A 26,423-nucleotide genomic window follows, 5' to 3' on the forward strand; every position below is an offset into this window, starting at 1 on the left:
AAAAATATGTAAAATATGATAACATTATTAAATAAGTAGCAGTAGAATTAATAAAAGGAGGAAATTTTATGTGCGGTATTGTTGGATATATTGGCAATTCAAATGCTATTGATAAGATTTTAAACGGACTTGAAACTTTAGAATATAGAGGATATGATTCTTCAGGAATTGCATTCTTGGAAGATAATAAGATAGATGTTGTTAAGACTGTTGGAAGAATTAGTAATTTAAGAGAAAAATTGGAAAATGAATATAAAAATAAAATTTCAAATATTGGTGTAGGACATACAAGATGGGCTACACATGGAGTTCCATCAGATGAAAATTCACATCCTCATTTGAGTATGAATTCTAAATTTGCAGTTGTTCATAATGGAATAATTGAAAATTATTTACATTTGAAGGAAGAACTTTTGAAAAAGAATTTTGTTTTTAAATCTGAAACTGATACTGAAGTTATTCCACAATTATTGGAAGATTTAGATGATGGAGATTTCTTAAGTACTGTTTTTAAGATGAAAGATAAAGTTAAGGGAAGCTATGCTTTTGGAATTTTAAAGGAAGATACAAGGGAACTTATTGGAACTAGAAAAGAGAGTCCATTAGTTGTAGGTATTGGAAAAGATGGATTTTATATAGCTTCTGATGTTATTGCTATTTTAAATTACACCAGAGATGTTATCTATCTTGAAAATGGAGACTTAATTCATTTTAAAGATGGAAAATATACTGTTTATGATGCAAAAAATAATGTTGTAAATAGAGAAATTACACATATTGATTGGTCTGTGGAAGCTGCTACAAAAGACGGATATGATCATTTTATGCTAAAAGAAATTTACGAGCAACCAAAAGTAATTGAAGCTACTTTCCGTAGAAGATTAAATGACAAAGATGAGTTAATTTTGGATGGAATGGATGGTTTATTAGATGGAAATTTAAGTAAATTTAACAAATGCTATATTGTTGCCTGTGGAACAGCTTATCATGCAGGACTTGTAAGTAGAGAAATTTTGGAAAAGGCTTTAAGATTTCCGGTAATTGTGGATGTTGCTTCTGAATTTAGATATTCAGACAGAATGATTGATGATAAGACTTTAGTTATAATAATCAGTCAATCAGGAGAAACTGCAGATACTTTGGCAGCACTTAGAGAGTCAAAAGCCAAAGGAGCAACTATTTTGAGTGTTACAAATGTTGTAGGTTCATCAATTGCAAGAGAATCTGACAATGTATTCTATACTTGGGCAGGTCCGGAAATTGCCGTTGCCAGTACAAAGGGATATACAACACAAGTTACAGCTCTATATATGATTGCTTTAAAATTTGGTGAAATTTTAGGAAATATTTCTTCAGATGAATATAAGAATATAATTGCTCATCTAAAGGAATTGCCAAATAAGATAGAATTATTATTAAAAGATACAGAAATTTACAAAAAAATTGCATTGGAATTAATGGATAAGACTACTTGTTTTTATTTAGGAAGAGGTCTTGACTACTATACTGCTATGGAAAGTGCATTGAAATTAAAAGAAATATCATATATTTATACTGAAAGCTTTGCGGCGGGAGAATTAAAACATGGAACTATTGCATTAATTGAAGATGGTACACCTGTTTTTGTAATTGCAACTCAAGAGAGATTATATGAAAAAGTTATTTCAAATGTAAAAGAAGTAAAGGCTAGAGGAGCTAAAGTTTTTGAAATATCTCAGTTAGATAACAATTTTGGTGTTTCAGATGAAAGAATATTAATTCCAGGTACTATAGAAATTTTAATGCCTATTATTTCTGTTGTTGCTAGTCAACTTATTGCTTACTATGCATCATTGGCAAAGGGAAACGATGTTGATAAGCCAAGAAATTTAGCAAAATCTGTTACGGTTGAATAGAATTAAAGGGACTGGGAAGTCCCTTTTTTATATAAAGGAGAAAATTATGTATAAATTAATAGCTCTTGATATGGATGGAACTACTTTTAACGAAAATCATGAAATATCTGATGAAGTTAAAGATAGTTTATTTTATGCTATGAGTAAGGGTGTAAAAATTGCATTTATTTCAGGTAGAGAGGAGTTTACAGTTAAAGAGATTTTAAAGAGTTTAAAACTAGATACTTATTATGGAGCTTTAAATGGAAGTTTAATTTCTACAACTTATAGTGAAATTCCAAAATTTGTAAAGAGTTTAGAAAAGAAGTACCTTTTTGATATTTTAGAAATAATTGAGAATAATGGTTTTTCACCTATTATTTTCTTAAAGAATTTTATTTTTACCAAAGATTCAAAGGATGAATATGTTGAAATTATTTCAAAATTTATAAATCCTGAAATATCTAGAGTTAAAGATGTAAAAGAATATATTATAGACAATAATTTGGAAGAAAAAGTTTTGAAAATAGGAATTTGTCAAGAATATGATGTATTAAAAGAATTGGACGATAAATTTACTGATACAATAAAGAATGAATACACTATTTCTTTTTCTCTTCCTTTTTTTCTTGAGTTAATGGCAAAAGATACGGATAAAGGCTCTTGCTTAAAAGAAATATGCAGACTTAACAATATTGATATATCAGAGACTATTGCAATGGGCGATGGAGAAAATGATATACCTATGCTAAATATTTGTGGACTTTCTGTTGCAATGGGAAATGCAATGGAAAATGTTAAGAAGAATGTGGATTATATAACTGATACGAATAAAAATGATGGGGTTGCAAAAGCCATAAGAAAATTTGTTTAGAGGAAATTATGGAAAAGAATTTTGTTGAAAAAATCGAAAATGTAGAAAGTTTTGTAAATGAAGTTATTTTAAATGCAATTAAAAATAATGCTTCAGATATACATTTTGAACCTAGAGAAGATAATTTTTATATAAGATACAGAATAGATGGAGAGCTTATTGATGTTTATCAAATAAATAGTTTTAATGCTCCGATTATTATTTCTCGTATAAAAATTATTTCAAAAATGGATATTACAATTAAGAGAATGCCACAAGATGGAAGATTGGATTTCGATTATAATGGAAATTTAGTTGACATCAGAGTTGCATCAGTTCCTGTGATTTTGGGTGAAAAAATTGTAATGAGAATTTTAAATGCGGGAAATTTTAAAATAGATATAGAAAATCTGGGATTATATGATGATGAAAGACAATTAGTTGAAAATATAATAAAAAGTCCAAACGGAGTTCTAATTATAAGTGGTCCTACGGGAAGTGGTAAGTCATCTACATTGTATTCATTTGTAAAAAAATTACAAAACGAAAATATCAACATAATTACTTTGGAAAATCCTGTTGAAGTTAGAATTAGTGGAATAAATCAAATAAATATAAATTCTGCTTTAGGGCTTGATTTTGCAACAGGTCTTAGGGCGATGTTAAGACAAGATTTTGAAGTCGGATTAGTTGGAGAAATGAGAGATAGAGAAACTGCAAATATAGCTCTAAGGGCTGGAATAACAGGACATCTTATCTTTACAACTTTGCATACTTCAGATACAGTTTCAGCAATAATCAGACTTTTAAATTTAGGAATTGAAAATTATGTTATCTCTTCTGGGGTAATAGCAATTCTATCTCAAAGACTGGTTCGAAAACTTTGTCCGAAATGTAGAATTAAAAGAGAATTAAAAAATTTTGAAAAAGAGATTTTTAAGAAAAATAATCTTGAATCACCTGAATATATCTATGAAAAATGTGGTTGTGAAGATTGTAATAGAGGATATATTGGTAGAACTTTAATTTTGGAATCATTAATTTTAGATGATGAAATAAAAGAAATAATAAATGGAAATTGCAACAGCGTAAGGCTTTATGAGTATTTTATAAAAAATGGAAATGAAAGTTTATACAAAAACGGACTTAGAAAAATAGCAGACGGAATAACGAGTTTTGAAGAAGTAAATAAAATTTTATTTTCATTGGGAGAGTTTTAAAATGAGCTTTAAAGAAAAAGTTTTTAATATTTTAAATATGGAAATTGGAAATAAACACAATTTATTGGATTTAAGTATTTCTTTAAAAGAGGCGGGACTTCTCTTAAAATCAAATATTAATACTGCCGAAACGATAAACTTACTTTCAAAAACTTCTCCTAATAAGAATTTAAAGAGAATTTTTTCAGAAGTTTATGAAAATTTATTGCAGGGACATGATTTATATAATTCCTTTTTAAAGGTCCATAAATTTGATAATTTATTTTTATCTTTAATAAAGTCAGGAGAAAGTTCTGAAAGACTTTCAGAAGTTTTTTTATATCTTTCATCATATTATGAGAAAAAGTATAAATTAAAACAAAAACTTATAAGTATATTAACTTATCCGATTATTTTGTTGTCGGTTACAGTTGTCGTTTTAATTTTTCTTTTGAATAATGTAATACCTGTATTTTTAGATATTTTTAACGACAGCAATATTGAATTACCGGCTATTACAAAACTTTTAATTAAAAGTATGGATTTTATTAAATATAATTATTTATTTGTAATTTTAGGAATTTTGATTTTTATTGTATTTTTAAAACTAATTTTTAAAAAATATAAAGTTAGAAAATTTTTTGGAAAATTGCTTTTTAAAATTCCATATATAAAGTCACATTATCAAAACTATATCACTTCCATAATTGCAAAGAATTTTACTATTTTATTAAATGGAAATATAAATATAGTTGACAGTTTGGAGATAATAAAAAATTCTACCGGAAATGTCTTTATAAAAGAACATTTAGAAAATGCTATTCTGGAAATAAAAAGTGGTAAATTAATCTCAAAATCTTTAGGGGACGATTTGATTTTTAATCCGGCATTTATAAATATGCTTGCAATAGGAGAAAGTAGTGAAAATTTAGTTGAAATACTAGAGAGTGCAACTGAATACTATGACTCAAAGATAAATTATTCTGTTGATAAAATTTTACAATATTTACAACCCGTAATAATTATTTTAATTTCTCTATTTGTTGCATTTATAGTATTTGCAATAGCAATACCAATTTTTGATTTATCAAATGGAATAAGTATAGAATAGCAATATATGAAAAAGCAAGTTGGTTAAGCCAACTTGCTTTTCTTTTTTTATTATTTTTTTACTCCTGTAACATTAAATGTACCGTCATCGTTTTTATATCCTGAAATTTTAAATTTATCATTTTCTTTTGCGAAAATTAAATCATTTGAAATGGAAACTCCTGCAATATAGATTAAATTATCTTCCTTTGTAGTAAAGTAGAAGAATGTATTGCCTTCAATATTTACAGCTTTTATTTCTTTTATAGTTCTCTCAACAGATGAATTGTTCTCTGCATTTGGATCAATTAAATCTGCATTTAATTTATTATAATTTTTTACAGTTTCGTTAATGTCACTACCTACAGCAACATTTTGATATTTTTGTGCATCTATAAGTGCGAAAAGTTTTGTAAGTTCTGCTCCGTCTTTTAAACTCATAAAATATGTCGGTCGATTATTTAAGTTTATTAGAATAGGGAATGTTGAAGTATATCCCTTCTCTTGAACACTACCTCTTGCACTTTCCATAACTGAAAATTCTTCGGCAGAGGAAACGGGATAAAATTTTGTCTCTTTTGTTCTCATATTTACAAGTACGAAACCGATATTTGATTTATCTGAAAGAACAGAAGTTATCCCTGTATAAAAATAAATATCTTCACCAATTGATAGATAATTATATCCCTTTGTAGGTTTTGTAACGCCGGTTTGTTTTATATATCTATTTATAAATCCCTTTTTATAGACACCATTGAAAACAAGTTGTTCTTCAATCATTTCTGCAGGATAAACTCTATCTACCCAAGCAGGTACATCTTTTTTATCGTGTTCCTTAATTTCTCCGGAATTTGCATCTATAATTAAAACTTTACTTACATCCATACCTCCAACTAAATTAATAGTAGGTTTTAGAACGGATGCAACCCAGAAAGGATTACCTTCATCATCTATCTCAAAATTTATTTCTCCGATTATATAAGTCGGTCTTTTAAGACGAATATGTCTTTTTATATTTCTATTTAATTTATCTGAAAAACTATAAAAAATTGGTTTTTCAAGTTTTACAAGTTTTGTATCTTGACTTGCCATATCTACAGAAATATAATATCCAAGACCCTTTGATTGATTTACAAACCATTTAACAAGTCCTGAATAGGTAAGAGGAGTAACTCTAAATGGCTTTCCTTTTATATTTATTTGGGGATATGTTGGGTCAATATCATATTGTGATACCAAATCTCCTCCGATTTCACCAAGTTTTCTTGAGCCTAATCTTTCGGCGGTTGTCTTGTCAACGACTGGGATTTGATTAAAATTAATAGGCTTTACATCATCTTTAAAAATACCTTCTTGCTTATCAATAAGATTTGAATATCTTTTTGCATTGAAAGCTTGGGAAGATAATAAAGTTGCAAAAACGTAAAAACCAATAGAAGCAACTAATATTGAAACTAAAATTTTTCTAAAAGCCTTACTCGCTTTATCATTTACATTTTTTACATTTTCCAAAAATGAAGAAAATCCTACAAAACTCAATGCGATTACGCCAAGAAAAAAGTAAAATGAAATATGAGCATAGTTTATAATAGGTAATGCAATATAGAAGAATAAAGCTGAAACTATAAGCATAAATATTAAACTTTGTATAAAAACAGAGCCACTTGTTTTAACTTTCTTTTTTTGAGTAAATTCAAAAATCTTTTCTCCATATTCATTTTGATGGGATGTCTTTTCAAATTCATCTTTTATGGAAGATAAAATTCTATTTACATATATTTTCATATAAAATCCTCCTTTACAAGACTATTTTAACATATTATAACAAAAAAATATACTTAAACAATATATAAGTAATAACATAATTTTTATTAATAGAAAAACATAGAGGAAAAAGAAAATTTTAGATAGTTTTATTGAAAAAAAGTAGCTTAAGATGTATAATTTAATTAACGACGATAACGTCTTTATTTAAAAAAACAATTAAAATAGATAATTTTTTAAAACTTGTTATCGATAATAAATATCGATATTAAAAATATTAATTTTATTGTAGACACTAAATTTAATAATCTTTTTTTCTATTTAAGTACTTTAGCTGTTCACATTTCTTTTTTTATATGTTACAATATATGTGAGGAAATTTTGGAGGAAATGTGTTGAGTAGAGAAAAGATATATGTAAAAAACCATTATAGATATGATGCGATATTTATATTTTCTATTTTGGCGATGTCTGTAGGCTTGCTTTTTGACAGTCCTAAAGAAATTTTAGACGGTTATATTAATATTTTAAAATCTCCAAGTCATTTACTTACTGATTATATGGCAGTAGGTGGAATAGGGGCAACATTTTTAAATGCTGGTTTACTTATGTTATTAGCATCTTTTGTGTTGTGGAGAAGACAACAATTGTTGACAGGTCCTATTATAGCTGCACTTTTTACACTTTTCGGTTTTTCTCTTTTTGGAAAAAATCTATTTAATACAATTCCGATAACTTTTGGAGTCTATCTTTATGGTAAAATAGAAGGTTTGAAATTTAATACTTTAACAATGAATAGCCTTTTTGGAACTGCACTGGGTCCTGTTGTAAGTTATATTTGTTTTGGAATAGGGTTACCGTTTTTTAAAGGATTACTTATTTCTTATGCTGTAGGAATTTTAATTGGAATGCTTATCCCTGCACTTTCTGCATCATTTTTACGTTTTCATCAAGGTTATAGCTTATATAATATTGGTTTTACTTGTGGAGTTATCGGACTTTTTATTCAAGGAGTTTTTAAATCTTTTAATTTAGAAGTTAAAAATGTAAATGTTGTAAGTAAAGGAAATTTACGGATAGCAATTATTATGTATATGTTTTTTATCATAGTTTTTGCTTTGGGATTTTATCTAAATGGATTTAGTTTTAAAAACTTGGGGAATTTGCTTAAAAATAGTGGTAGAGCACCTTCTGATTTTGGTAATATCTATGGTAGAGGTGTTAGCATGATTAACATGTCTGCACTTGGACTTCTATATACAACTTATGTTATTTTTATGAATCAACCGTTAAACGGACCTGTACTTGGAGGGATTTTTACCATTTTCGGTTTTGGGATATTTGGGAAACATATAAAGAATGTATTTCCAATTCTTGTTGGAACAGTTATAGCTTACTTTTTTAATATTTACGATCCACATAGTGTATCTGCAACTGTTACAATTTTATTTGCTACAAATCTAGCACCGGTTTCGGGAGAATATGGTTTTTTTGCGGGGATGTTTGCAGGTTTTTGTCATGTTTCAATTGTTTCCAGTGTTGGACTTCTACATGGAGGCTTAAACCTTTATAACAATGGATTTTCGGGAGGTTTTGTGGCAGCAACTTTAGTCCCGGTTTTTGATGCAATCAAAAATTCAAGATTTTTTGATAAAAACGAGGAGGAATAATTTTGAATACAATTAAAAATGAAGAGCATTATGCTAAATTAATAGTTAGCGGACTTGTTCATTATTATTTTAGTAAAAGAGTTCAAGATTTAAAAATAGATTTTAAAATAGAAAAGAATTCCTTGAGAGTTATAGCTGAAGGAAATGTTAAAATAAAACCGAAAGATTTGGAAGAATTAAATAGAATATCAAATTCTGCCAGACTTCCGGAGTTTGAAAATTATTATGAAAATCTAATTGGATTTGGAAGTGACTCTAGCGATATGTCTAATATAGATGCTTTGGGTTCTATGGTTGACGAAGCTATTGTTTCTTACTCAGAAGATGGTCTTTTGACTATATTATTAGTTAGAAATTTCTAGCCTTTAATATTTGGAGAAACGTACATATTAGTTTATTGTTATATGCTCTGGGTATTATAACAATTATGCTAAATAAAACTACTATAAGGAGTAACATATATGAAAATATTAGAGGTGAAAAATCTTCATGTTAATGTTGGAGATAAGGAAATTTTAAAAGGTATCAATTTAGATATCTTTGAGGGAAAGGTTCATGTCATCATGGGACCTAATGGAGCGGGAAAATCTACACTTACTAATGCTATTATGGCTCATCCTAATTATGAAGTTACAAATGGCGACATATTTTTTAAGGGTGAAAACATAAATGAATTAAGAGCGGATGAGAGAGCAAAACTTGGAATGTTTATGTCTTTTCAAAATCCGGAAGAAGTTCCTGGAGTTACAGTTTCAAATTTCATCAGAGCTTCAAGAATGTCAATAACAGGAGAAAAAGAAAGTGTTATTGAATTTCAAAGAGAGCTTGAAGAAAAAATGGAAAGTTTAACTATGGACGCTTCTTATGCTCAAAGGTATTTGAATGTCGGCTTTTCCGGTGGAGAAAAGAAGAAAACTGAAATTTTACAAATGGTTATGTTAAATCCTGCACTTGTAATGTTGGATGAAACTGATTCCGGACTTGATATTGATGCAGTTAAGGTTGTTTCTGAAAATGTTGAAAAATTTAAAAGTGAAAATAAATCAATTTTAATCATAACTCATCACAGAGCAATTTTATCAAGAATCAAACCGGATTATGTACATGTTTTGTATGATGGCAAAATTGTTAAAACATCAGATGCTTCTTTGATTGATAAAATTCAAAAAGAAGGTTATTCTTGGGTTGAACAAGAGGTGTAGTTATGACATCAGAAAGAAAAAAAACGCAAGTAGAAGAAATGGACAGAGGTGTCTATGATATAAAAAACGAAGTAAGGTATTTTTCAAAAACTGAAAAAGGCTTAACTCGTGATATTGTTATGCAAATTTCCAAAGAGAAAAATGAACCTGACTGGATGTTGGAATTAAGACTTAAAGCATTGGAAGTTTTTGAAAAATCTAAAAATCCAAATTGGGGACCCGATTTGTCTCCTGTTGATATAAATGAAATTACAACATATATTCGTCCGGACGCAAAAATGAGTGAAGATTGGAATGAGTTGCCTGAAGATATTAAGGGAACATTTGATGCACTTGGTATTCCGGAAGCGGAATATAAAAGTGCACTTTCAGGAGTTGGAGCTCAATATGACAGTGAAGTTGTTTATCATAGCTTAACTGAGAAAATGAGGAAACAAGGAGTTATTTATACAGATTTTGAAACTGCCGTAAGAGAATATCCTGATATAATAAAAGAATATTTTATGACTTGCATAAAACCTGAAGATCATAGATATGCTGCTTTACACTATGCAGTTTGGAGTGGTGGCTCCTTTGTTTATGTTCCAAAGGGGGTTAATGTAAGTATTCCTTTACAATCATATTTCAGACTTAATGCACCGGGTGCGGGACAATTTGAACATACTTTAATTATTATTGAAGAAGGAGCATATTGCCATTTTATTGAAGGCTGTTCAGCGCCGAAATATAATGTTTTAAATGTTCACGCCGGAGCAGTTGAACTTTTCATAAAGAAAAATGCAACTTTAAGATATTCTACAATAGAAAATTGGTCAAGAAATATGTATAACTTAAATACAAAAAGAGCAATTGTTGATGAAAATGGAACTATTGAATGGGTTTCAGGATCTTTCGGTTCAAAGGTAAGTCTATTATATCCAATGAGTGTGTTGAGAGGAGAAGGAGCAAAAAGCGAATTTACCGGAATAACTTTTGCAGGTAAAGATCAATATTTGGATACCGGTGCTAAAGTAATTCATGCAGCTCCAAGAACAAGCTCATCAATAAATTCAAAATCCATATCTAAGGGTAATGGAGTTGCAATTTATAGAGGCCTTGTAGATGTAAAACCTAATTGTCCCGGCTGTAAATCAACTGTAACTTGTGAATCCTTAATGTTGGATCAGGAATCTCAATCAGATACAATTCCTGTTATAAATATTCAAACATCAGATATTGACTTAGGTCATGAAGCAAAAATTGGTAGAATTGACGATGATGTAATTTTCTATCTAATGAGTCGCGGTATTCCTGAAGAAGAGGCAAAAGCTATGATTGTTAGAGGTTTTGCTGAACCGATTGCAAAGGAATTACCTTTGGAATATGCTGTTGAAATGAATGCTTTGATTAATCTAGAACTTGAAGGAACTATTGGTTAGGAGGTGTCTGTATGAGAGGAAATTTTATACCAAGTAATACTTGGAATGCAACAAGAGTTAATAATACAGAAGTACTATTACCTAATTTAAATCCAAAAGAATATTCTTTAATTAAGGATGAAAATAAAAATCTTAATTTTTCTTATGAAAAATTTTCTTTTTCAAATGAAATAACTGAAAAATTAAAAGAATTTACAAATTTAAAAATGGATTTTGTTTCAATGAAAGAAAATTCTTTAAATCAAGTTGTTTCATTAGAATTAAATGAAGAAAACAATCAATTAGTTGATATTATAAAAATAAGAGCTGAAAAAAATTCAACTTTAAACTTAACTTTGGATTATTTTTCAAAAGAAACTGTTAAAGGCTTTAGACATTCTATTATAGAAGTTGAAGCTGAAGAAAACAGTGATGTAAAAATTTATATTTCTCAAAGATTTTCCTTAGATGTTTTGAGTATTCAAAGTGTTTACTATAGAGTTAAAGAAAATGCTAATGTTGAATTTGTTCAAGTTGATTTAGGAGGCAGAGAAAATTATGTTTCCTATATAGGAGATCTCGTTGATAACAATTCAAATGTCAACGTAAATTCTATTTATTTTGGCAAAAACGAACAAAAATTAGATTTTAATTATGTGGCAACTCAAAGAGGACGTGCTACAAATTATGATTTGGCGATTAAGGGAGCATTAGCTGATAGAGCTCAAAAGACTTGTAAAGTTACTATTGACTTTAAACGTGGTTCATCAACTTCAAAGGGATCCGAAGAAGAATATGTAACATTACTTTCTGATGATATAAAAAATGTTGCAGTTCCGATTTTGCTCTGTACTGAAGATGATGTTGAAGGAATTCATGCAGCGAGTGCGGGGAAAATTGATGAAAATATACTATTTTACATTATGAGTCGTGGTTTTAGTGAATCTGAAGCAAAGAGATTGATTTTAGAATCAAAATTTGCTGAAACTATTGACTTGATAGATAGTGAAGAAATAAGAGAGAGAGTTTATACAACTTTATCCAAAAAACTTTCGGAGGTATAATATGACTAAAACTATTCTTGATATTAGAAGAGATTTTCCATATTTGAATGAAGAAAAAGTTGGGAAAAAAGTTATTTATTTAGACAATGCAGCTACAAGCCAAAAGCCACAAGCTGTTATTGATACTATAACAAATTATTACTCTTATCAAAATGGAAGTCCACATAGAGGCAGTCATTATTTAAGTATGTCTGCGACTGAAATTTATGAGGGAACAAGAAAAAAAGTTAAGAATTTTCTTAATGCAAAGAGAACTACCGAAATAATTTTTACAAAAAATGCAAGTGAGGCACTTAATTTAGTTGCCTATTGTTATCTTACTAAATTAGAAAAAGATGATGAAATAATGCTTAGTATTATGGAGCATCATAGTAATTTATGTACTTGGCAATTTTTAAAAGAAAAAACAGGTGCTAAACTTAACTATATTTACCTTGATGACAATTTCCAATTGGATATGAAATCTTTTGAAGATAAAATTTCTGATAAAGTAAAATTAGTATGTATAACTGCTGCTTCAAATGTAGTAGCTACAATGCCTGACATCAAAAAAGTTATTGAAATCGCTCATAAAAACGGAGCAAAAGTTTTAGTTGATGCATCACAAATAGTTGCACATAAAAAACTGGATGTTCAGGATTTAGATGTTGATTTCTTAGCCTTTTCAGGACATAAAATGTTAAGTGCAATGGGCGTTGGAGTGCTTTATGGAAAGTTTGACCTCTTAAAAGAAATGGATCCATTCCTTTATGGAGGAGATATGATTGAATATGTTTATGAAGATTATTCAACATATCTTTTACCGGCAGGCCGTTTTGAAGCAGGGACACAAAATGTAGGAGCAGTTGCTTCGCTAGGTTCTGCTATTGACTATCTAGAAGAATTGGGATTTGATTATATAGAAAAACTGGAAGGAGAACTTATGAATTTTGCTTTTGAAGAAATGAAAAAGCTAGATTTCATAAAGACTTATACTACAAAGGACAAAAATAGATGTCCTGTAATAGCTTTTAATGTAAAAGATGCTCATCCTCATGATGTATCTTCAATACTTGATAGCTTTGGAATTGCAATAAGAAGTGGGCATCATTGTGCAGAGCCTTTGCATAGATATTTGAATGAAAATGCAACTTGTAGAGTGAGTTTTTCTTTCTATAACACTAAAGAAGAAGTAGAATATTTCATTGATAAATTAAAAGAAGTAAGGAGAATATTACATCTTGGACATTAGAGAAATTTATACTGAGATAATAACAGAAGAAAGTAGAAATACAAAAAATAAAAGATATTTGGAACATCCGACTCACGAAGAAAAAGGTCATAACCCAAGTTGTGGAGATGAAATTACATTACAATTAGATATTGAAGACGGTATAATCAAAGATGCCTCTTATGTTGGAGTAGGTTGTGCAATCTCCCAAGCCTCAACATCACTTATGATTGATTTAATTAAGGGAAAGACTTTAGACGAAGCAAAAGAACTTTGTGAAACATTTTTAGCAATGATTACAGAAGGTCTTGAGGGCGATGAGCTAAAAAAACTTAAGGATGCTATAGCTCTTCAAAATATTTCTACAATGCCTGCAAGAGTTAAATGTGCTGTTCTTGCTTGGCATACATTAAAAAATATACTTGAAGCTAATTAAATATGGTCGTAGCTCTTTTGAGTTGCGACTTTTTGAATAGGAGGGTATATGAGGATATTTTTTATATTATATTTGCTTTTAGACGGTTTGTTATACAACTATAAATTATTGATTTCTATAATTTTTATAATGAATTTAATATCTTTTACAATATTTTATATTGATAAAAGAAAAGCTATAAAAGGCAAGAATAGAATTTCAGAGAATAGCTTATTGTTATCAGCTTTTTTGTTCGGCTCTATTGGTGCTTTTCTATCCATGCAAATATTTAGACATAAAACTAAAAAGCTAAAATTTAGAATTTTAGTTCCGCTATTTTTTGTAGTTAAAGTTTTGATTTTATATTATTTATATAAATATATGTTTTAGGTGATGTTATGAAAAATATTAGATTTTCTACAGAAAGATTGAATATAGCAGATATGCGGTTTTCCGATTGTGATTACGCAGCGAAAGAATGGGGAAATGAAATATCCGGAAAATATATGTGTGATCCATTTTACAAAAATGGAGAAGAACTTAGAGATATATTGAAAGATGAGTTGGAAAATTCGGAAAAATGGACTGACGATTTCTATTTTTCAGTTTTTAAAAAAGAAAATGATGAAATAATAGGAACTGCTTGTGCTTTTGAAGTTGAAAAGAGTAAGAAAATATGGGGCATAGGATATTCGATAAAGCTAACTGAATGGAATAGAGGTTATGGAACAGAACTTGTTAATGGTTTGTGTGAATTCTTAAAATTATATAATGTAGAAATTATAAACACATTAATTGCAAAAGAAAATATTTCATCTCTGAAAATTTGTTTTAAGAATGGATTTGAGATTTTTAAAGAAACTGAATTTATTAAATCAGGAACGGATATAAAATATTCAGCATATGAACTTAGAAAAAAATTATAAAACAATTAAATAATTAAAGTCAAAGATATGAAAGAATTAGGAATTATTTAAAGGAAGTAATAAATTTACTTCCTTTTTAAATGAAAAAATTTCACTAAAAAGCGGAATTTATAAAAAAATATTAAAAGTTAAAATTTATCTTTAAATAAATCGTATAAATTAAAAGCTATTGCTATTGCCATACAAGTAATTGTAATAGTGGAAAGGTTGTTGAAATCAAATATAATTAAAAATACTAATAAAGTGGTTACTAAATAATTTGTCCATTTTTTTCTCATAACTGCCTCTTATAGATTAATATTAAATAATAATTTATTGAACTATCAAAACAATATATTTACAACTGTATTATACCATAATATAGTATTTAATTAAAGTATTCATAATGTAAAATTAAAATTATTAGGTTCAAAGGTCAATTTCTGTCTAAAAAAATGAAAAAATTCTAAAAAAGACTTTACATTTTACAAAAAATCTGTTAAAATTTAAAGATAATAATGTAATAGTGGGATAATATGTATTTTTATCTTTTTTTAATTTTTCAAAGGGGTGAAGTTTTATGACGCATACTGAAAAGTATGGAATCACAGAAAGGGTTAGTTATTCAAAAATTCAAAATGTTTTGGATCTTCCAAACCTAATTGCCATTCAAACTGATAGTTATGATTGGTTTATTAAGCAAGGAATTAGAGATGTTTTTGACGATATTAGTCCGATTAGAGACTATTCCGAAGCTATGAAGCTGGAATTTTTAAATTATCGTTTAGAAAATGCTCCAAAGTATTCAGAACAAGAATGTAAGGATAGGGATATGAACTATTCTACACTTCTAAAAGTTGATGTTCGTTTAACAAACAATAATACAGGTGAAGTTAAAGAACAAGAAGTGTTTATGGGAGAAATTCCATTGATGACTGACAACGGGACTTTTATTATTAATGGGGCTGAAAGAGTTATCGTAAGTCAGCTTGTTAGAAGTCCGGGTGTATATTATGGAGAAGAAATTGACAAGTCAGGTAATAAGTTATTTTCTTCAACAGTAATTCCAAACAGAGGTGCTTGGTTAGAATATGATACCGACACAAATGGAGTTGTAAGTGTTCGTATTGACAGAACAAGAAAATTGCCTATAACAACTATGATTAGGGCGTTGTTATATGAAACGAATGAAGAAATGGTTGAAAATTTCGGAGATATTAAAGAACTTCATACTACTTTGGAAAAAGATATAACAAAGAGTTATCAAGAAGCTATTCTTGAAATTTATAGAAAATTAAAACCGGGGGATCCTGCTACTGTTGAAAGTGGGGAAAGTTTATTACATAATTTACTTTTTGATCCTAGAAGATATGATCTTGCAAAAGTTGGTAGATATAAATTTAATAAGAAATTAGCTTTAAGAAATAGATTAATAGGAACAATTTTAGCTGAAGATATTTTCAAGACTGATAAATTTGGTGAAATGGAAAAAATTGCAAGTGTTGGAGATTATATTTCAGAAGAACTTGCTGAAAAAATTGAAAATGCAGGATATAAGAGAGTTCATGTAAAAGTTGAAGATAAAGAGATTATCGTTGTTGGTAACCACTTTGTTGATATTAGTGCGTTTGAATTAGGATTTGACATTACATGCAATGGACTTTCAGAAAAAATTTACTATCCGGTTATGATGGAAATTTTAGAAGCTGCATCAGAATATGAAGGCGAAGAATATGAAACACAAGTTAAGAGAGCTGTTAGAAATAGAGTTAAAGAGCTTTCTCCTACTCATATTATTCGTGATGACATCGAAGCTACTGTAAGTTATGAATTTAACTTATTTTATGGTCTTGGAATTTGTGATGATATTGACCATTTAGGAAATAGAAGAGTTAGAGCTGTTGGAGAACTTTTACAAAATCAATTTAGAATTGGTTTATCAAGAATGGAAAGAGTTGTTAGAGAAAGAATGTCAACTCAAGATCCGGACCTTGCTACGCCTCAAGGACTTATTAATATAAGACCACTTGTTGCGTCTTTAAAAGAATTCTTCGGTTCTTCACAATTATCACAATTTATGGATCAAAACAATCCACTTGCAGAACTTACTCATAAGAGAAGATTATCAGCATTAGGACCTGGTGGTCTTAGCAGAGATAGAGCAGGATACGAAGTAAGAGACGTTCATGAAAGTCACTACGGAAGAATTTGTCCGATAGAAACTCCAGAAGGTCCAAACATCGGTCTAATTACTTCTCTAACAACTTATGCAAGAGTTGATCAATATGGATTTATTGAAACACCATATCGTGTTGTAAATAATGGAATTGCTACAAAGGACATTGTTTATTTAACTGCTGATGAAGAAGATGAAGTTATTATTGCTCAAGCTAATGAACCACTTGATGAAAATGGACGTTTTGTAAACGAAAGAGTAAGTGGTCGTGGTATTAATGGCGAAAATGATATTTATCCAAGAGATACAATTCAACTTATGGACGTTTCTCCTCAACAAATTGTATCAGTTGGTACAGCAATGATTCCTTTCCTTGAAAATGACGATGCTACTCGTGCGTTGATGGGTTCAAACATGCAAAGACAAGCAGTGCCTCTACTTGTTACTGAAGCTCCTATTGTAGGAACCGGTATAGAACATAAAGCGGCAAGAGATAGTGGTGTTGTTATCGTTGCTAAAAATTCAGGAATTGTTACAAAAGTTGATAGTGATGAAATTCATATTAAAAGAGATTTAGATAATGTAGTTGATAAATATAGATTACTTAAATTTAAACGTTCAAACCAAGGAACAACAATTAATCAAAGACCTATAGTTAATGAAAATGACAGAATAAATGCAGGAGATATTATTGCCGATGGTCCTTCAACTGAAAATGGAGAAATTGCATTAGGTAAAAATATTTTAATGGCATTTATGAACTGGGAAGGCTATAACTACGAAGATGCGATGTTGTTAAATGAACAACTTGTTATAGATGATGTTTTAACTTCATTACACATTGAAGAACATGAATGTGAAGCGAGAGAAATCAAATTAGGTTCTGAAGAAATCACAAGAGATGTTATAAATATCGGTGAAGATATGAGAAAGAACTTAGATGAAAATGGTATTATAAGAATTGGTGCTGAAGTTAATTCAGGAGATATCTTGGTTGGTAAAGTATCACCTAAGGGAGAAACTGAATTAAGCGCAGAAGAAAGACTTTTAAGAGCTATTTTTGGAGAAAAGGCTAGAGAAGTAAGAGATACTTCTTTAAGAGTTCCTCATGGAGAAACAGGTATTGTTGTAGATGTTAAATGTTACAGTAGAAAAAACGGAGATGAATTACCACCAGGAGTTAATGAAGTGGTTAGAGTTTATGTAGCCACTAAGAGAAAGATTAATGTAGGGGATAAAATGTGTGGTAGACATGGTAACAAAGGGGTTATTTCAAGAATAATGCCTCAAGAAGATATGCCATTCTTACCGGATGGAACTCCTTTACAAATCGTTCTTAATCCATTAGGGGTACCTTCTCGTATGAACATCGGACAAGTGCTTGAAGTTCATTTAGGACTTGCAGCTAAAAGACTTGGTTGGAAAGTTGCAACACCAGTATTTGACGGAGCAAGTGATGTTGATGTACTTGATGCATTAAGACTTGCTGGTTGTCCTGAATCAGGTAAAATAAGACTTAGAGATGGAAGAACAGGAGATGAATTTGATAATCCTGTAACTGTTGGTTATATGTATATGTTAAAACTTCACCATTTGGTAGATGAAAAAATCCATGCTAGATCTATCGGACCATATTCTTTAGTTACACAACAACCACTTGGCGGTAAAGCACAATTTGGTGGACAAAGATTTGGAGAAATGGAAGTTTGGGCATTAGAAGCATATGGCGCAAGTCATACTTTACAAGAAATGCTAACTGTTAAGAGTGATGACATTGTAGGTAGAGTTAAGACTTATGAATCAATTGTTAAGGGTGTAAATATTCCTGAACCGGGAATTCCTGAATCCTTCAAAGTTCTTATGAAAGAATTACAATCATTATGTCTAGATGTAAAATTGATTGATGAAGAAGGAGAAGAAATCAAACTTAGAGAAAATTCTGATGAAATAAAGGCTCAACTTGTTTTAAATGAAGAGTACGCCAGAGAAGAAGAGGAAGAAGAGGAAGATTTTGACTTTGATTCATTCTATGAAAAATCAGAAAATAAGGAAGAAGATTTTGACGGTTTTGACCTTAGTTTTTTAGAAGATAAAGATGAAAAAGAAAAAAACAGTTCAGAAGAAGTAGATAAGTATAAAATGTTTATAGAAGAAGATATTGATCAATAGCATAGAGGAAGGGAGTGGACTCCTTGTTGGAATTAAATAATTTTGATGCAATGAAAATTGGCTTGGCTTCACCTGATAAGATAAGAAGCTGGTCAAGAGGAGAAGTTAAAAAACCAGAAACCATAAATTACAGAACACTAAAACCGGAAAAAGATGGACTTTTCTGTGAAAAGATATTCGGACCGGTAAAAGACTGGGAATGTAATTGTGGTAAGTATAAAAGAATAAAATACAAGGGAAATGTATGTGAAAAATGTGGAGTTGAAATCACAAAGTCTAAAGTAAGACGTGAAAGAATGGGTCATATCGAACTTGTTGCTCCGGTTTCACATATCTGGTATTTCAAAGGAATACCTTCAAGAATGGGACTTATATTGGATATGAGTCCAAGAGCCCTTGAAAAAATACTATATTTTGCAAATTATGTTGTTCTTGATGCAAAAGATACTGACCTTTATGTTAAGCAATTACTAACTGAAGGTGAATATGGAGAAGCTTGTGAAAAATTTGGTGCAGAAAATTTCAGAGTTGGAATGGGTGCTGAAGCAATTAAAGAGCTTTTAGAAAATATTAATTTAGATAAACTTTCAGATGAGTTGAAAAAAGGTCTTGTGGATGCAACAGGTCAAAAGAAAATTAGACTTTCAAGAAGACTTGAAGTTTGTGAAGCTTTCAGAAAATCAGGAAATAGACCTGAATGGATGATTATTGATGTTGTTCCTGTTATTCCGCCTGATTTAAGACCGATGGTTCAACTTGAAGGTGGTAGATTTGCAACTTCAGACTTAAATGATTTGTATAGACGTGTTATAAATAGAAATAACAGATTGAAAAAACTTATAGAAATTCATGCTCCTGAAATCATTATGAGAAATGAAAAGAGAATGTTACAAGAAGCTGTGGATACATTAATAGATAATGGAAGACATGGAAAAGCAGTAACAGGAGCAGGAAATAGAGAACTTAAATCTCTATCAGATATGTTAAAAGGTAAAACAGGAAGATTTAGACAAAACTTACTTGGAAAACGTGTTGACTATTCAGGACGTTCTGTAATCGTAGTAGGTCCGGATTTGAAATTCCACCAATGTGGGCTTCCTAAAAAAATGGCTCTTGAGCTATTTAAACCTTTTATTATGAAACAATTAGTTGAAGATGGAATTGTTCATAATATTAAAAGTGCTAAGAAATATGTAGAAAGATTAAATTCAAATGTTTGGGACATCTTAGATAAAGTTATTAAAGATCATCCTGTGCTTTTAAATAGAGCACCGACTCTTCATAGACTTGGTATTCAAGCGTTTGAACCGGTTTTAGTTGAAGGAAAAGCAATAAAATTGCATCCATTGGTTTGTACTGCATATAATGCCGACTTTGACGGAGACCAAATGGCTGTGCATTTACCTTTATCAACTGAAGCCCAAGCAGAAGCAAGACTTTTGATGCTTTCTACAAATAATATTTTAGCACCAAAAGACGGTAAGCCTATCACAACTCCTACACAAGATATGGTATTAGGTTCATATTATTTAACAAGTGGAACTGTTGAAGAACAAGCCGTTCGTTCATTTATGGATTATGATGAAATGTTTAAGGCTTATTCTACAAATAATGTTAAAATTCATGATACTGTTAATATCTTGTATAGAGATGAAGAAACAGGAGAAAGTCAAATCGTAAAATCAACTGTTGGTAGATTTATATTTAATGAACATATTCCACAAGATTTAGGATTTGTTGATAGAAGTAAAGACAAATTCTCATTAGAAATAGATAGACTTGTAGATAAAAAAATGCTTGGTAAGATTGTAGATAAATGTTTTAGAAAACATGGAAATATTAAAACTGCTGAAGTATTAGACTATATTAAATCTACAGGATATAAATATTCAACTGTAGGAGCTATTTCTATCTCAATGAATGACGTAATAGTTCCTGAAGAAAAATGGGAAATTCTTAAAGAAGCGGAACATAAAATTGCAGTTTATGAAGAATTGTTTAGAGATGGTTTAGTTTCTGAACAAGAAAGATATGAATATGTAATTTCTGTTTGGACAAAAGCTACTGAAGATATTACAAAGATTCTTGTTGCAAAACAAGATCCTACAAATAGTATCTCAATTATGGCGGACTCAGGAGCCAGAGGTAATATCAACCAAATTAGACAGTTAGCCGGAATGCGTGGACTTATGAGTTCTGCAACCGGTAGAATTGTAGAAATTCCTATTAAAGCAAACTTTAGAGAAGGTCTTTCAGTTCAAGAATTCTTTATCTCAACTCACGGTTCCAGAAAAGGTCTTTCAGATACCGCTCTTAGAACAGCTGACTCTGGATATTTAACAAGAAGACTTGTAGATGTTTCACAAGATGTTATTGTTAGAGAAGACGACTGTTGTACAGATGAATATGTATTAGCAAAAGACTTTAAAGATGGAAATGCTATAGTTGAAAAACTTGCAGATAGAATCGTAGGAAGACATTCATTTGAAGATGTTTTAAATCCTAATACAGGAGAAATACTAATTTATAAAAATGAAATGATTACAGAAGCTTTGGCGGAAAAAGTTGAAAAACTTGGAATTACAGAATTAAAAGTTCGTTCAGTTTTAGGTTGTAAATCAAAACATGGTGTTTGTGCAAAATGTTATGGACGTAACCTTGCAACAGGAAACCCTGTTAATATTGGTGAAGCAGTAGGAATTATAGCTGCTCAATCTATCGGAGAACCTGGTACTCAGCTTACGATGAGAACATTCCACTCAGGTGGGGTTGCCGGTGTTGGAATTACTCAAGGTCTTCCTCGTGTTGAAGAACTTTTTGAAGCTAGAAAACCTAAAGGACTTGCTTATATAACTGAAATAGATGGTACTGTAAAATTAGTTGATAATAAGAAAAGATATGATATAGTTGTAACTGCTGAAGACGGTGATGAAAGAATTTATGCTATACCTTATGGAGCTAGAATTAAAGTTAAAGATGGAGAAGAAATCAAAGCAGGTGATATGCTTACTGAAGGTTCTATAAATCCACATGATATTTTAGCTATAAAAGGTCCAACTGGTGTTCAAGAATACATCACTAAGGAAGTTCAAAAAGTATATCGTAACCAAGGGGTAGATATCGACGATAGACATATTGAAATTATTATAAAACAAATGCTTTCTAAAGTTAAAATAGATACTTCAGGAGATACTAATTTCTTAGAAGGAAGTTTAGTTCCTTTCAGAGAAGTAGAAGCTGTTAATAGAGAAATGCTTGAAGAAGATAAAATGCCGGCTACATTCGATAATGTATTACTTGGTATTACTAAGGCATCTCTTGCAACTGAAAGTTTCTTATCAGCTGCATCATTCCAAGAAACTACCAGAGTTTTAACTGATGCTTCTATCAAAGGAAAAGCAGATGGATTAATAGGATTAAAAGAAAATGTAATCTTAGGTAAACTTATCCCTGCAGGAACCGGTATGAAAGTTTATAAATCTATTGAAATTGACTATGAAACAATGGAAGAAGAAGATAGACTTGCTAGAGAAGCTGCTCTTGAACATGCTGAACCTGAAGAAGATCATACATTTGATGAATTAAAAGCAGAAGCAGAAGTAAAAGAAGAAGTGGAAGTAAAAGAAACTGAAATTGATACTGAAGAAGTAGAAATAGTTGAAGAATAACATTTAGAGTCGGAAAAAACTTTCCGACTCTTTCTATAAAGTGAGGCATAAGATGAAAAAAGCTTTAATTTTAACTGCATCTTTTGGTGGGGGACATAATAAAGCTGCAAATAATATTAGAGAGAAACTCGAACAAAGAGGTTTCGATGTAGAAGAAATAGATTTGTTAAAGGAAATTTCAGAAAAGTTAGACAGCTTACTCGTTGGCGGATATTTGGGAATTGTAACTAAGACACCTGAAATTTATGGGCTTATTTATAAGGGAACTAATATAACTCAAACACAAAATGTTTTTTCAAAACCAATTTTAAATATGTTGAGTAATAAAATATTACCTATATTGGAAGAAAAAAGACCAAGTGTAGTTATTGGAACTCATGTTTTTGCTATTGGAATTATGGAACATATAAAGCAAAAAAAATATTATGATGTTCCATTTATTTCGGTAATTACCGATTTTATAACGCATAAAATGTATTTTAGTGATTATGTTGACTATTATATTGTAGCGACCGAATTTACAAAAAACAGAATGATTGACGATGGAATAAAAGAAGAGAGAATTTGTGCTTATGGAATTCCTATAAGTGACAATTTTAAAGAAAGACATTATGAAAAAAAAGAAGGCTTTAATATTTTAACTATATTTGGAACTTTGGGAATGAATGATTTTTCGGAATATATTATGCCGATTTTGGATATTTCAAATGATATAAGACTTACTATGGTCTGTGGTAAAAATGAAGAATTAAAAGAAAAACTTGAAAAAAAATATAGTCTTTTTATAGATGAAAATAGACTTGAAATTTTAGGTTATACAAATGAAGTTGCAAGGCTTATGGAAGAAAATCAACTTCTGATTACAAAACCCGGAGGGCTTACAGTTACGGAGGCAATAATTAAAAATATTCCGCTTATAATTCCATTTTTCATTCCGGGACATGAAGAAGAAAATAAAAACTTCGTTGTTGAGGAAGAGATTGGAGTTTATGCTGATGGTATTAATGCTGTTGTAAAGGAGATAAAAAAGTTTTACAAAAATAGAAGAAGAGTGGAATATATGTCTTTAAATATGAAAGATATTGCTGAAGGTTTTTCAGTAGATAAGATTGCAGAATTAGTTGAAAAAATAAGCTAAATTTATTGACAAAAAGGATGTCTTATAGTATAATTCATCGTGGATAGAGATTTTAGGAGGTTTTATATGAAAATTAAAAAATATTTAATTTCTGCTATGGCTATATTATTAATGGGTTCAATGGTTGCTTGTCAATCAAAACCGGCTGAAAATAAGAAAGCAGAAGAAAAGAAAGAAGAAAAGAAAGAAGAACCAAAGATGGAAAAGGCTTCTGAAGAAGAAAAAAATGCAACTATAAAAGCATTAGAAGCTCAAAAAGCTATCGAATTAGAAATTCCTAATTTAAAGGATGCTGACAAAGAAAGCATTCAAAAAAAATACGAAAGCTTGATTGCTCAAGTTAAAGAAGATAAAATGGGCAAGGATGAAGTTGTTAAATTAGGAAAAGCTGCTGAAAATTACGTTAAAAACGTAAAAGCATCAAGAGGCGAAAAAACTGAAGAAAAAAAATAAGATGATATTTTTAATGAGAGTTTATTAACTCTCATTTTTTTATGAAAAAGTATTTTAAGTAAGATTATTTCTAAAAAATGGGGTATATATGAATTACATACTTTTAGATTATATTTAAAACAAAAAATAAAAGCGCACTAATCACAGTTTTACTAGTATGTAACATCACACTTAAAATTTATAGAAATTAAGCTATGTATATTTGCATAGCTTTTTTTTATTTTGAAATAACAAGGTTCCTTAGATATTCTCCCGTTGAAAAGCTTGGTAGAATGGAGTTTTTTTGAAAATTTTGAAAGAAAAAATATATTTGTAAAAAAATATTATCTATGGTACAATGACTATGAAAAATGTCTAAAAGATTTTTTTATTAATAAAAAATAATGGAGTTTAGTAATGAAAAAATTAAAGAAAAATATTTATCTATATTCTATATTGATCGTTATTTTTAGTATTTTTACGGTTTATTCAAATGCTAATATGCCAATGATAATTAAGGAAATTACAGATAGTATTACAGAAAAACAATTTGATAGAATTTTTGGATATTTTGTAAAATATGCACTACTAATAGTCTTAGTTTTGTGTTCTGAATTTATTGGTAAATTGTTGAATGCTAAATATAGAAGATTATTATATATGAGACTTAGAAATCTTTTTATAAGAGGAATTTTGTTAAAGGGTAAAAAGGGAGAAAATCCTCAAGAGCTTTATTCTATTTATAATAATGAGATAGAATCTGTTGTAGAAGAATACTATTTAACAATACCACATATTATATTTCAAGCAGTATCTATTATTTGGTATATGTATTTGCTGTTTTCATTAAATATTCTTGCATCATTTATTATTCTAGGAACAAATATTATATCAATTCTAATTCCTTATTTTTTTGAAATAGATATGCAAAGAATAAAAGAAAAGAGCATATTAGGACTAAGGCAGTTGAATACGGCTTTTTATGATATTGTTGAGGGAATAAGCACTATAAAAAGATATTTCGTAGAAAAAAATATAAATAATAAAATGGAGTCTATTTCATCTGATGAGCAAAAATATGGTTATAGATATAGCATAAAAAATGCAGTTTTAGAAATTAGTATGGGAGCAATTTAGTTTATATCCCAGTTTCTAATATATTATGTTGTAATCAGTTCAATTATCAGCGGAAAAGAAACTATCGGAGCTTTTATAGCAATATTGCAATTATCTGACTTGTTAATCTATCCGATTAATACCATTTCCAGCTATTTGATAACTGTATTTTCTATAAAGAAAGTTAAAAATGATTTATTTGAAACATTATCCGATTGTGAGTTTGAAGAAAATAAGCAAGAGAGAGTTGAAAAAATTGAATTTGAAAATGTAAGTTTCTCTTATAATGAGAATAAATATATTATTGATAATTTTTCAAATGTTTTTGAAAGTGGTAAAAAATACCTTATTAGAGGTCAAAACGGCTCAGGAAAGAGTACGATTTTGAAATTACTGTTTGGGGAGTTTGAAAATTATAGCGGAAATATAAAGATAAATGGTAAAAATATAAAGAATTATCCTGATATTTCAAAAAATATTGTCTATGTTGAACAAAATTCGTTTCTATTTAATGAAAATATAGTTTCAAATATAACTCTATTTAAAAATATTGAGGATAATTTGATATATGATATTTTAAATAAAGTAAATTTGGATAAAAAGCTTATAGAAAATAGAAATGAAAATTTGAATGAATTAAATCTTTCAATTTCAGGTGGTGAAAAACAAAAAATTATAATTGCAAGAGCATTACTTAGAAATAGTAATTTTTTGGTATTTGATGAAGCTATGAGTAATATTGATAAAAATTCAATTTCAATAATTGAAAAAATGGTTCTAAATGATAAAAACTTCGGCTTTATTAATATATCTCACAATTATTCAGAAGAAAATGTAAAAATGTATGACTACATTTTAGAATTTACAGGAGAAAAAATCAACATAATAAAAAATCATTAGTAAAAATTTCATTCCCGATACTTATGTGTCGGGTTGTTTTATAGCAGATTTTTTAGGGAAAAAAATTTACAATATGTGTATATATGTGATATAATATAAGTAGCTTTGCGCCTTATGGCAAAGCTACTTATATTTCATCATAACTACCATAGAAAAAGTATCGTAAAGGAGTTATGATTTAA

The 26,423-nt window shown here is 29.3% G+C and carries 21 protein-coding genes; 19 read left to right on the forward strand and 2 right to left on the reverse strand.

Annotated elements, in window-relative coordinates; all coding sequences use genetic code 11:
- Positions 1-68: 68 nt before the first annotated feature.
- From glmS to ACMX2D_RS04380, 4 genes are read left to right on the forward strand one after another with little or no spacing between them, the layout of a single operon-like run.
- Positions 69-1,895 carry a glutamine--fructose-6-phosphate transaminase (isomerizing) gene (glmS, locus tag ACMX2D_RS04365; RefSeq protein WP_414972842.1) on the forward strand — a complete coding sequence of 609 codons (1,827 nt, stop codon included), beginning with the start codon at positions 69-71 and terminating at the stop codon, positions 1,893-1,895.
- A gap of 46 nt (positions 1,896-1,941) precedes the next feature.
- On the forward strand, positions 1,942-2,748 hold the full coding sequence (locus ACMX2D_RS04370) for an HAD family hydrolase (RefSeq protein WP_414972843.1): 807 nt from the start codon (positions 1,942-1,944) through the stop codon (positions 2,746-2,748).
- Between the two features lie 8 nt (positions 2,749-2,756).
- The gene (locus ACMX2D_RS04375) at positions 2,757-3,947 is read left to right on the forward strand and encodes a GspE/PulE family protein (RefSeq protein WP_414972844.1); all 1,191 of its coding nucleotides are present in this window, start codon (positions 2,757-2,759) and stop codon (positions 3,945-3,947) included.
- A gap of 1 nt (position 3,948) precedes the next feature.
- Positions 3,949-5,037, forward strand: coding sequence for a type II secretion system F family protein (locus ACMX2D_RS04380; RefSeq protein ID WP_414972845.1), 1,089 nt, complete (start codon positions 3,949-3,951; stop codon positions 5,035-5,037).
- 50 nt (positions 5,038-5,087) lie between these two features.
- Here ACMX2D_RS04380 and ACMX2D_RS04385 read toward each other — a convergent pair whose 3' ends face one another.
- Complete coding sequence (locus tag ACMX2D_RS04385; protein WP_414972846.1) at positions 5,088-6,800, reverse strand: MFS transporter; 1,713 nt, start codon at positions 6,798-6,800, stop codon at positions 5,088-5,090.
- A 371-nt stretch (positions 6,801-7,171) separates the two neighbouring features.
- On the opposite strand from ACMX2D_RS04385, the gene ACMX2D_RS04390 reads away from it, so the two are divergent.
- From ACMX2D_RS04390 to ACMX2D_RS04430, 9 genes are all read left to right on the forward strand, one after another.
- A complete protein-coding gene (locus tag ACMX2D_RS04390; RefSeq protein WP_414972848.1) occupies positions 7,172-8,449 on the forward strand; it encodes a DUF1576 domain-containing protein in 1,278 nt (425 codons plus the stop codon).
- Positions 8,450-8,451: 2 nt separating this feature from the next.
- A complete protein-coding gene (locus ACMX2D_RS04395) occupies positions 8,452-8,811 on the forward strand; it encodes a hypothetical protein (RefSeq protein ID WP_009448387.1) in 360 nt (119 codons plus the stop codon).
- Positions 8,812-8,910: 99 nt separating this feature from the next.
- On the forward strand, positions 8,911-9,651 hold the full coding sequence (gene sufC, locus ACMX2D_RS04400) for a Fe-S cluster assembly ATPase SufC (protein ID WP_414972850.1): 741 nt from the start codon (positions 8,911-8,913) through the stop codon (positions 9,649-9,651).
- A gap of 2 nt (positions 9,652-9,653) precedes the next feature.
- Positions 9,654-11,069, forward strand: coding sequence for a Fe-S cluster assembly protein SufB (sufB, locus tag ACMX2D_RS04405; protein ID WP_414972851.1), 1,416 nt, complete (start codon positions 9,654-9,656; stop codon positions 11,067-11,069).
- A gap of 11 nt (positions 11,070-11,080) precedes the next feature.
- Positions 11,081-12,112 carry a SufB/SufD family protein gene (locus ACMX2D_RS04410; protein ID WP_281703737.1) on the forward strand — a complete coding sequence of 344 codons (1,032 nt, stop codon included), beginning with the start codon at positions 11,081-11,083 and terminating at the stop codon, positions 12,110-12,112.
- Position 12,113: 1 nt separating this feature from the next.
- Entirely contained in the window at positions 12,114-13,343 is a 1,230-nt protein-coding gene (locus ACMX2D_RS04415) for an aminotransferase class V-fold PLP-dependent enzyme (RefSeq protein WP_414972853.1), read from the forward strand.
- Complete coding sequence (sufU, locus tag ACMX2D_RS04420; protein WP_004832840.1) at positions 13,333-13,758, forward strand: Fe-S cluster assembly sulfur transfer protein SufU; 426 nt, start codon at positions 13,333-13,335, stop codon at positions 13,756-13,758. Before ACMX2D_RS04415 ends, sufU begins: the two co-directional genes overlap by 11 nt.
- A gap of 48 nt (positions 13,759-13,806) precedes the next feature.
- Entirely contained in the window at positions 13,807-14,127 is a 321-nt protein-coding gene (locus tag ACMX2D_RS04425) for a DUF1294 domain-containing protein (RefSeq protein ID WP_269755359.1), read from the forward strand.
- 8 nt (positions 14,128-14,135) lie between these two features.
- Positions 14,136-14,663 carry a GNAT family N-acetyltransferase gene (locus ACMX2D_RS04430; RefSeq protein ID WP_414972855.1) on the forward strand — a complete coding sequence of 176 codons (528 nt, stop codon included), beginning with the start codon at positions 14,136-14,138 and terminating at the stop codon, positions 14,661-14,663.
- A gap of 128 nt (positions 14,664-14,791) precedes the next feature.
- Here the strand turns inward: ACMX2D_RS04430 and ACMX2D_RS04435 are convergent, their stop codons facing one another.
- On the reverse strand, positions 14,792-14,941 hold the full coding sequence (locus tag ACMX2D_RS04435; RefSeq protein ID WP_009448088.1) for a hypothetical protein: 150 nt from the start codon (positions 14,939-14,941) through the stop codon (positions 14,792-14,794).
- A 281-nt stretch (positions 14,942-15,222) separates the two neighbouring features.
- Here ACMX2D_RS04435 and rpoB point away from each other — a divergent pair, with 281 nt between their 5' ends.
- From rpoB to ACMX2D_RS04465, 6 genes are all read left to right on the forward strand, one after another.
- Positions 15,223-18,987, forward strand: coding sequence for a DNA-directed RNA polymerase subunit beta (gene rpoB / locus ACMX2D_RS04440; protein WP_414971521.1), 3,765 nt, complete (start codon positions 15,223-15,225; stop codon positions 18,985-18,987).
- Positions 18,988-19,010: 23 nt separating this feature from the next.
- Entirely contained in the window at positions 19,011-22,655 is a 3,645-nt protein-coding gene (gene rpoC, locus ACMX2D_RS04445) for a DNA-directed RNA polymerase subunit beta' (protein ID WP_414972875.1), read from the forward strand.
- Between the two features lie 52 nt (positions 22,656-22,707).
- Positions 22,708-23,793, forward strand: a complete 1,086-nt coding sequence (locus ACMX2D_RS04450; protein ID WP_414971523.1) for an MGDG synthase family glycosyltransferase — start codon at positions 22,708-22,710, stop codon at positions 23,791-23,793.
- A 66-nt stretch (positions 23,794-23,859) separates the two neighbouring features.
- A complete protein-coding gene (locus ACMX2D_RS04455; protein WP_414971524.1) occupies positions 23,860-24,246 on the forward strand; it encodes a hypothetical protein in 387 nt (128 codons plus the stop codon).
- Positions 24,247-24,642: 396 nt separating this feature from the next.
- On the forward strand, positions 24,643-25,362 hold the full coding sequence (locus ACMX2D_RS04460; protein ID WP_414972856.1) for an ABC transporter transmembrane domain-containing protein: 720 nt from the start codon (positions 24,643-24,645) through the stop codon (positions 25,360-25,362).
- An 84-nt stretch (positions 25,363-25,446) separates the two neighbouring features.
- Positions 25,447-26,241 (forward strand): ABC transporter ATP-binding protein, encoded by a 795-nt coding sequence (locus ACMX2D_RS04465; RefSeq protein ID WP_414972857.1) that lies wholly within the window; start codon positions 25,447-25,449, stop codon positions 26,239-26,241.
- Positions 26,242-26,423: the final 182 nt, after the last annotated feature.

Source organism: Parvimonas oralis (assembly GCF_047608425.1).
In the GTDB taxonomy this organism is placed as follows: domain Bacteria; phylum Bacillota; class Clostridia; order Tissierellales; family Peptoniphilaceae; genus Parvimonas.

Bases quoted from the DNA above. Each gene is read 5' to 3' on its own strand.
- ACMX2D_RS04410 (WP_281703737.1), top strand. From the start codon at position 11,081: ATGAGAGGAAATTTTATACCAAGTAATACTTGGAATGCAACAAGAGTT.
- sufB (WP_414972851.1), top strand. From the start codon at position 9,654: ATGACATCAGAAAGAAAAAAAACGCAAGTAGAAGAAATGGACAGAGGT.
- ACMX2D_RS04375 (WP_414972844.1), top strand. From the start codon at position 2,757: ATGGAAAAGAATTTTGTTGAAAAAATCGAAAATGTAGAAAGTTTTGTA.
- ACMX2D_RS04435 (WP_009448088.1), bottom strand. From the start codon at position 14,941: ATGAGAAAAAAATGGACAAATTATTTAGTAACCACTTTATTAGTATTT.
- ACMX2D_RS04385 (WP_414972846.1), bottom strand. From the start codon at position 6,800: ATGAAAATATATGTAAATAGAATTTTATCTTCCATAAAAGATGAATTT.
- ACMX2D_RS04430 (WP_414972855.1), top strand. From the start codon at position 14,136: ATGAAAAATATTAGATTTTCTACAGAAAGATTGAATATAGCAGATATG.
- rpoB (WP_414971521.1), top strand. From the start codon at position 15,223: ATGACGCATACTGAAAAGTATGGAATCACAGAAAGGGTTAGTTATTCA.
- ACMX2D_RS04450 (WP_414971523.1), top strand. From the start codon at position 22,708: ATGAAAAAAGCTTTAATTTTAACTGCATCTTTTGGTGGGGGACATAAT.
- sufC (WP_414972850.1), top strand. From the start codon at position 8,911: ATGAAAATATTAGAGGTGAAAAATCTTCATGTTAATGTTGGAGATAAG.
- ACMX2D_RS04425 (WP_269755359.1), top strand. From the start codon at position 13,807: ATGAGGATATTTTTTATATTATATTTGCTTTTAGACGGTTTGTTATAC.
- ACMX2D_RS04415 (WP_414972853.1), top strand. From the start codon at position 12,114: ATGACTAAAACTATTCTTGATATTAGAAGAGATTTTCCATATTTGAAT.
- glmS (WP_414972842.1), top strand. From the start codon at position 69: ATGTGCGGTATTGTTGGATATATTGGCAATTCAAATGCTATTGATAAG.
- ACMX2D_RS04380 (WP_414972845.1), top strand. From the start codon at position 3,949: ATGAGCTTTAAAGAAAAAGTTTTTAATATTTTAAATATGGAAATTGGA.
- ACMX2D_RS04370 (WP_414972843.1), top strand. From the start codon at position 1,942: ATGTATAAATTAATAGCTCTTGATATGGATGGAACTACTTTTAACGAA.
- ACMX2D_RS04455 (WP_414971524.1), top strand. From the start codon at position 23,860: ATGAAAATTAAAAAATATTTAATTTCTGCTATGGCTATATTATTAATG.
- ACMX2D_RS04460 (WP_414972856.1), top strand. From the start codon at position 24,643: ATGAAAAAATTAAAGAAAAATATTTATCTATATTCTATATTGATCGTT.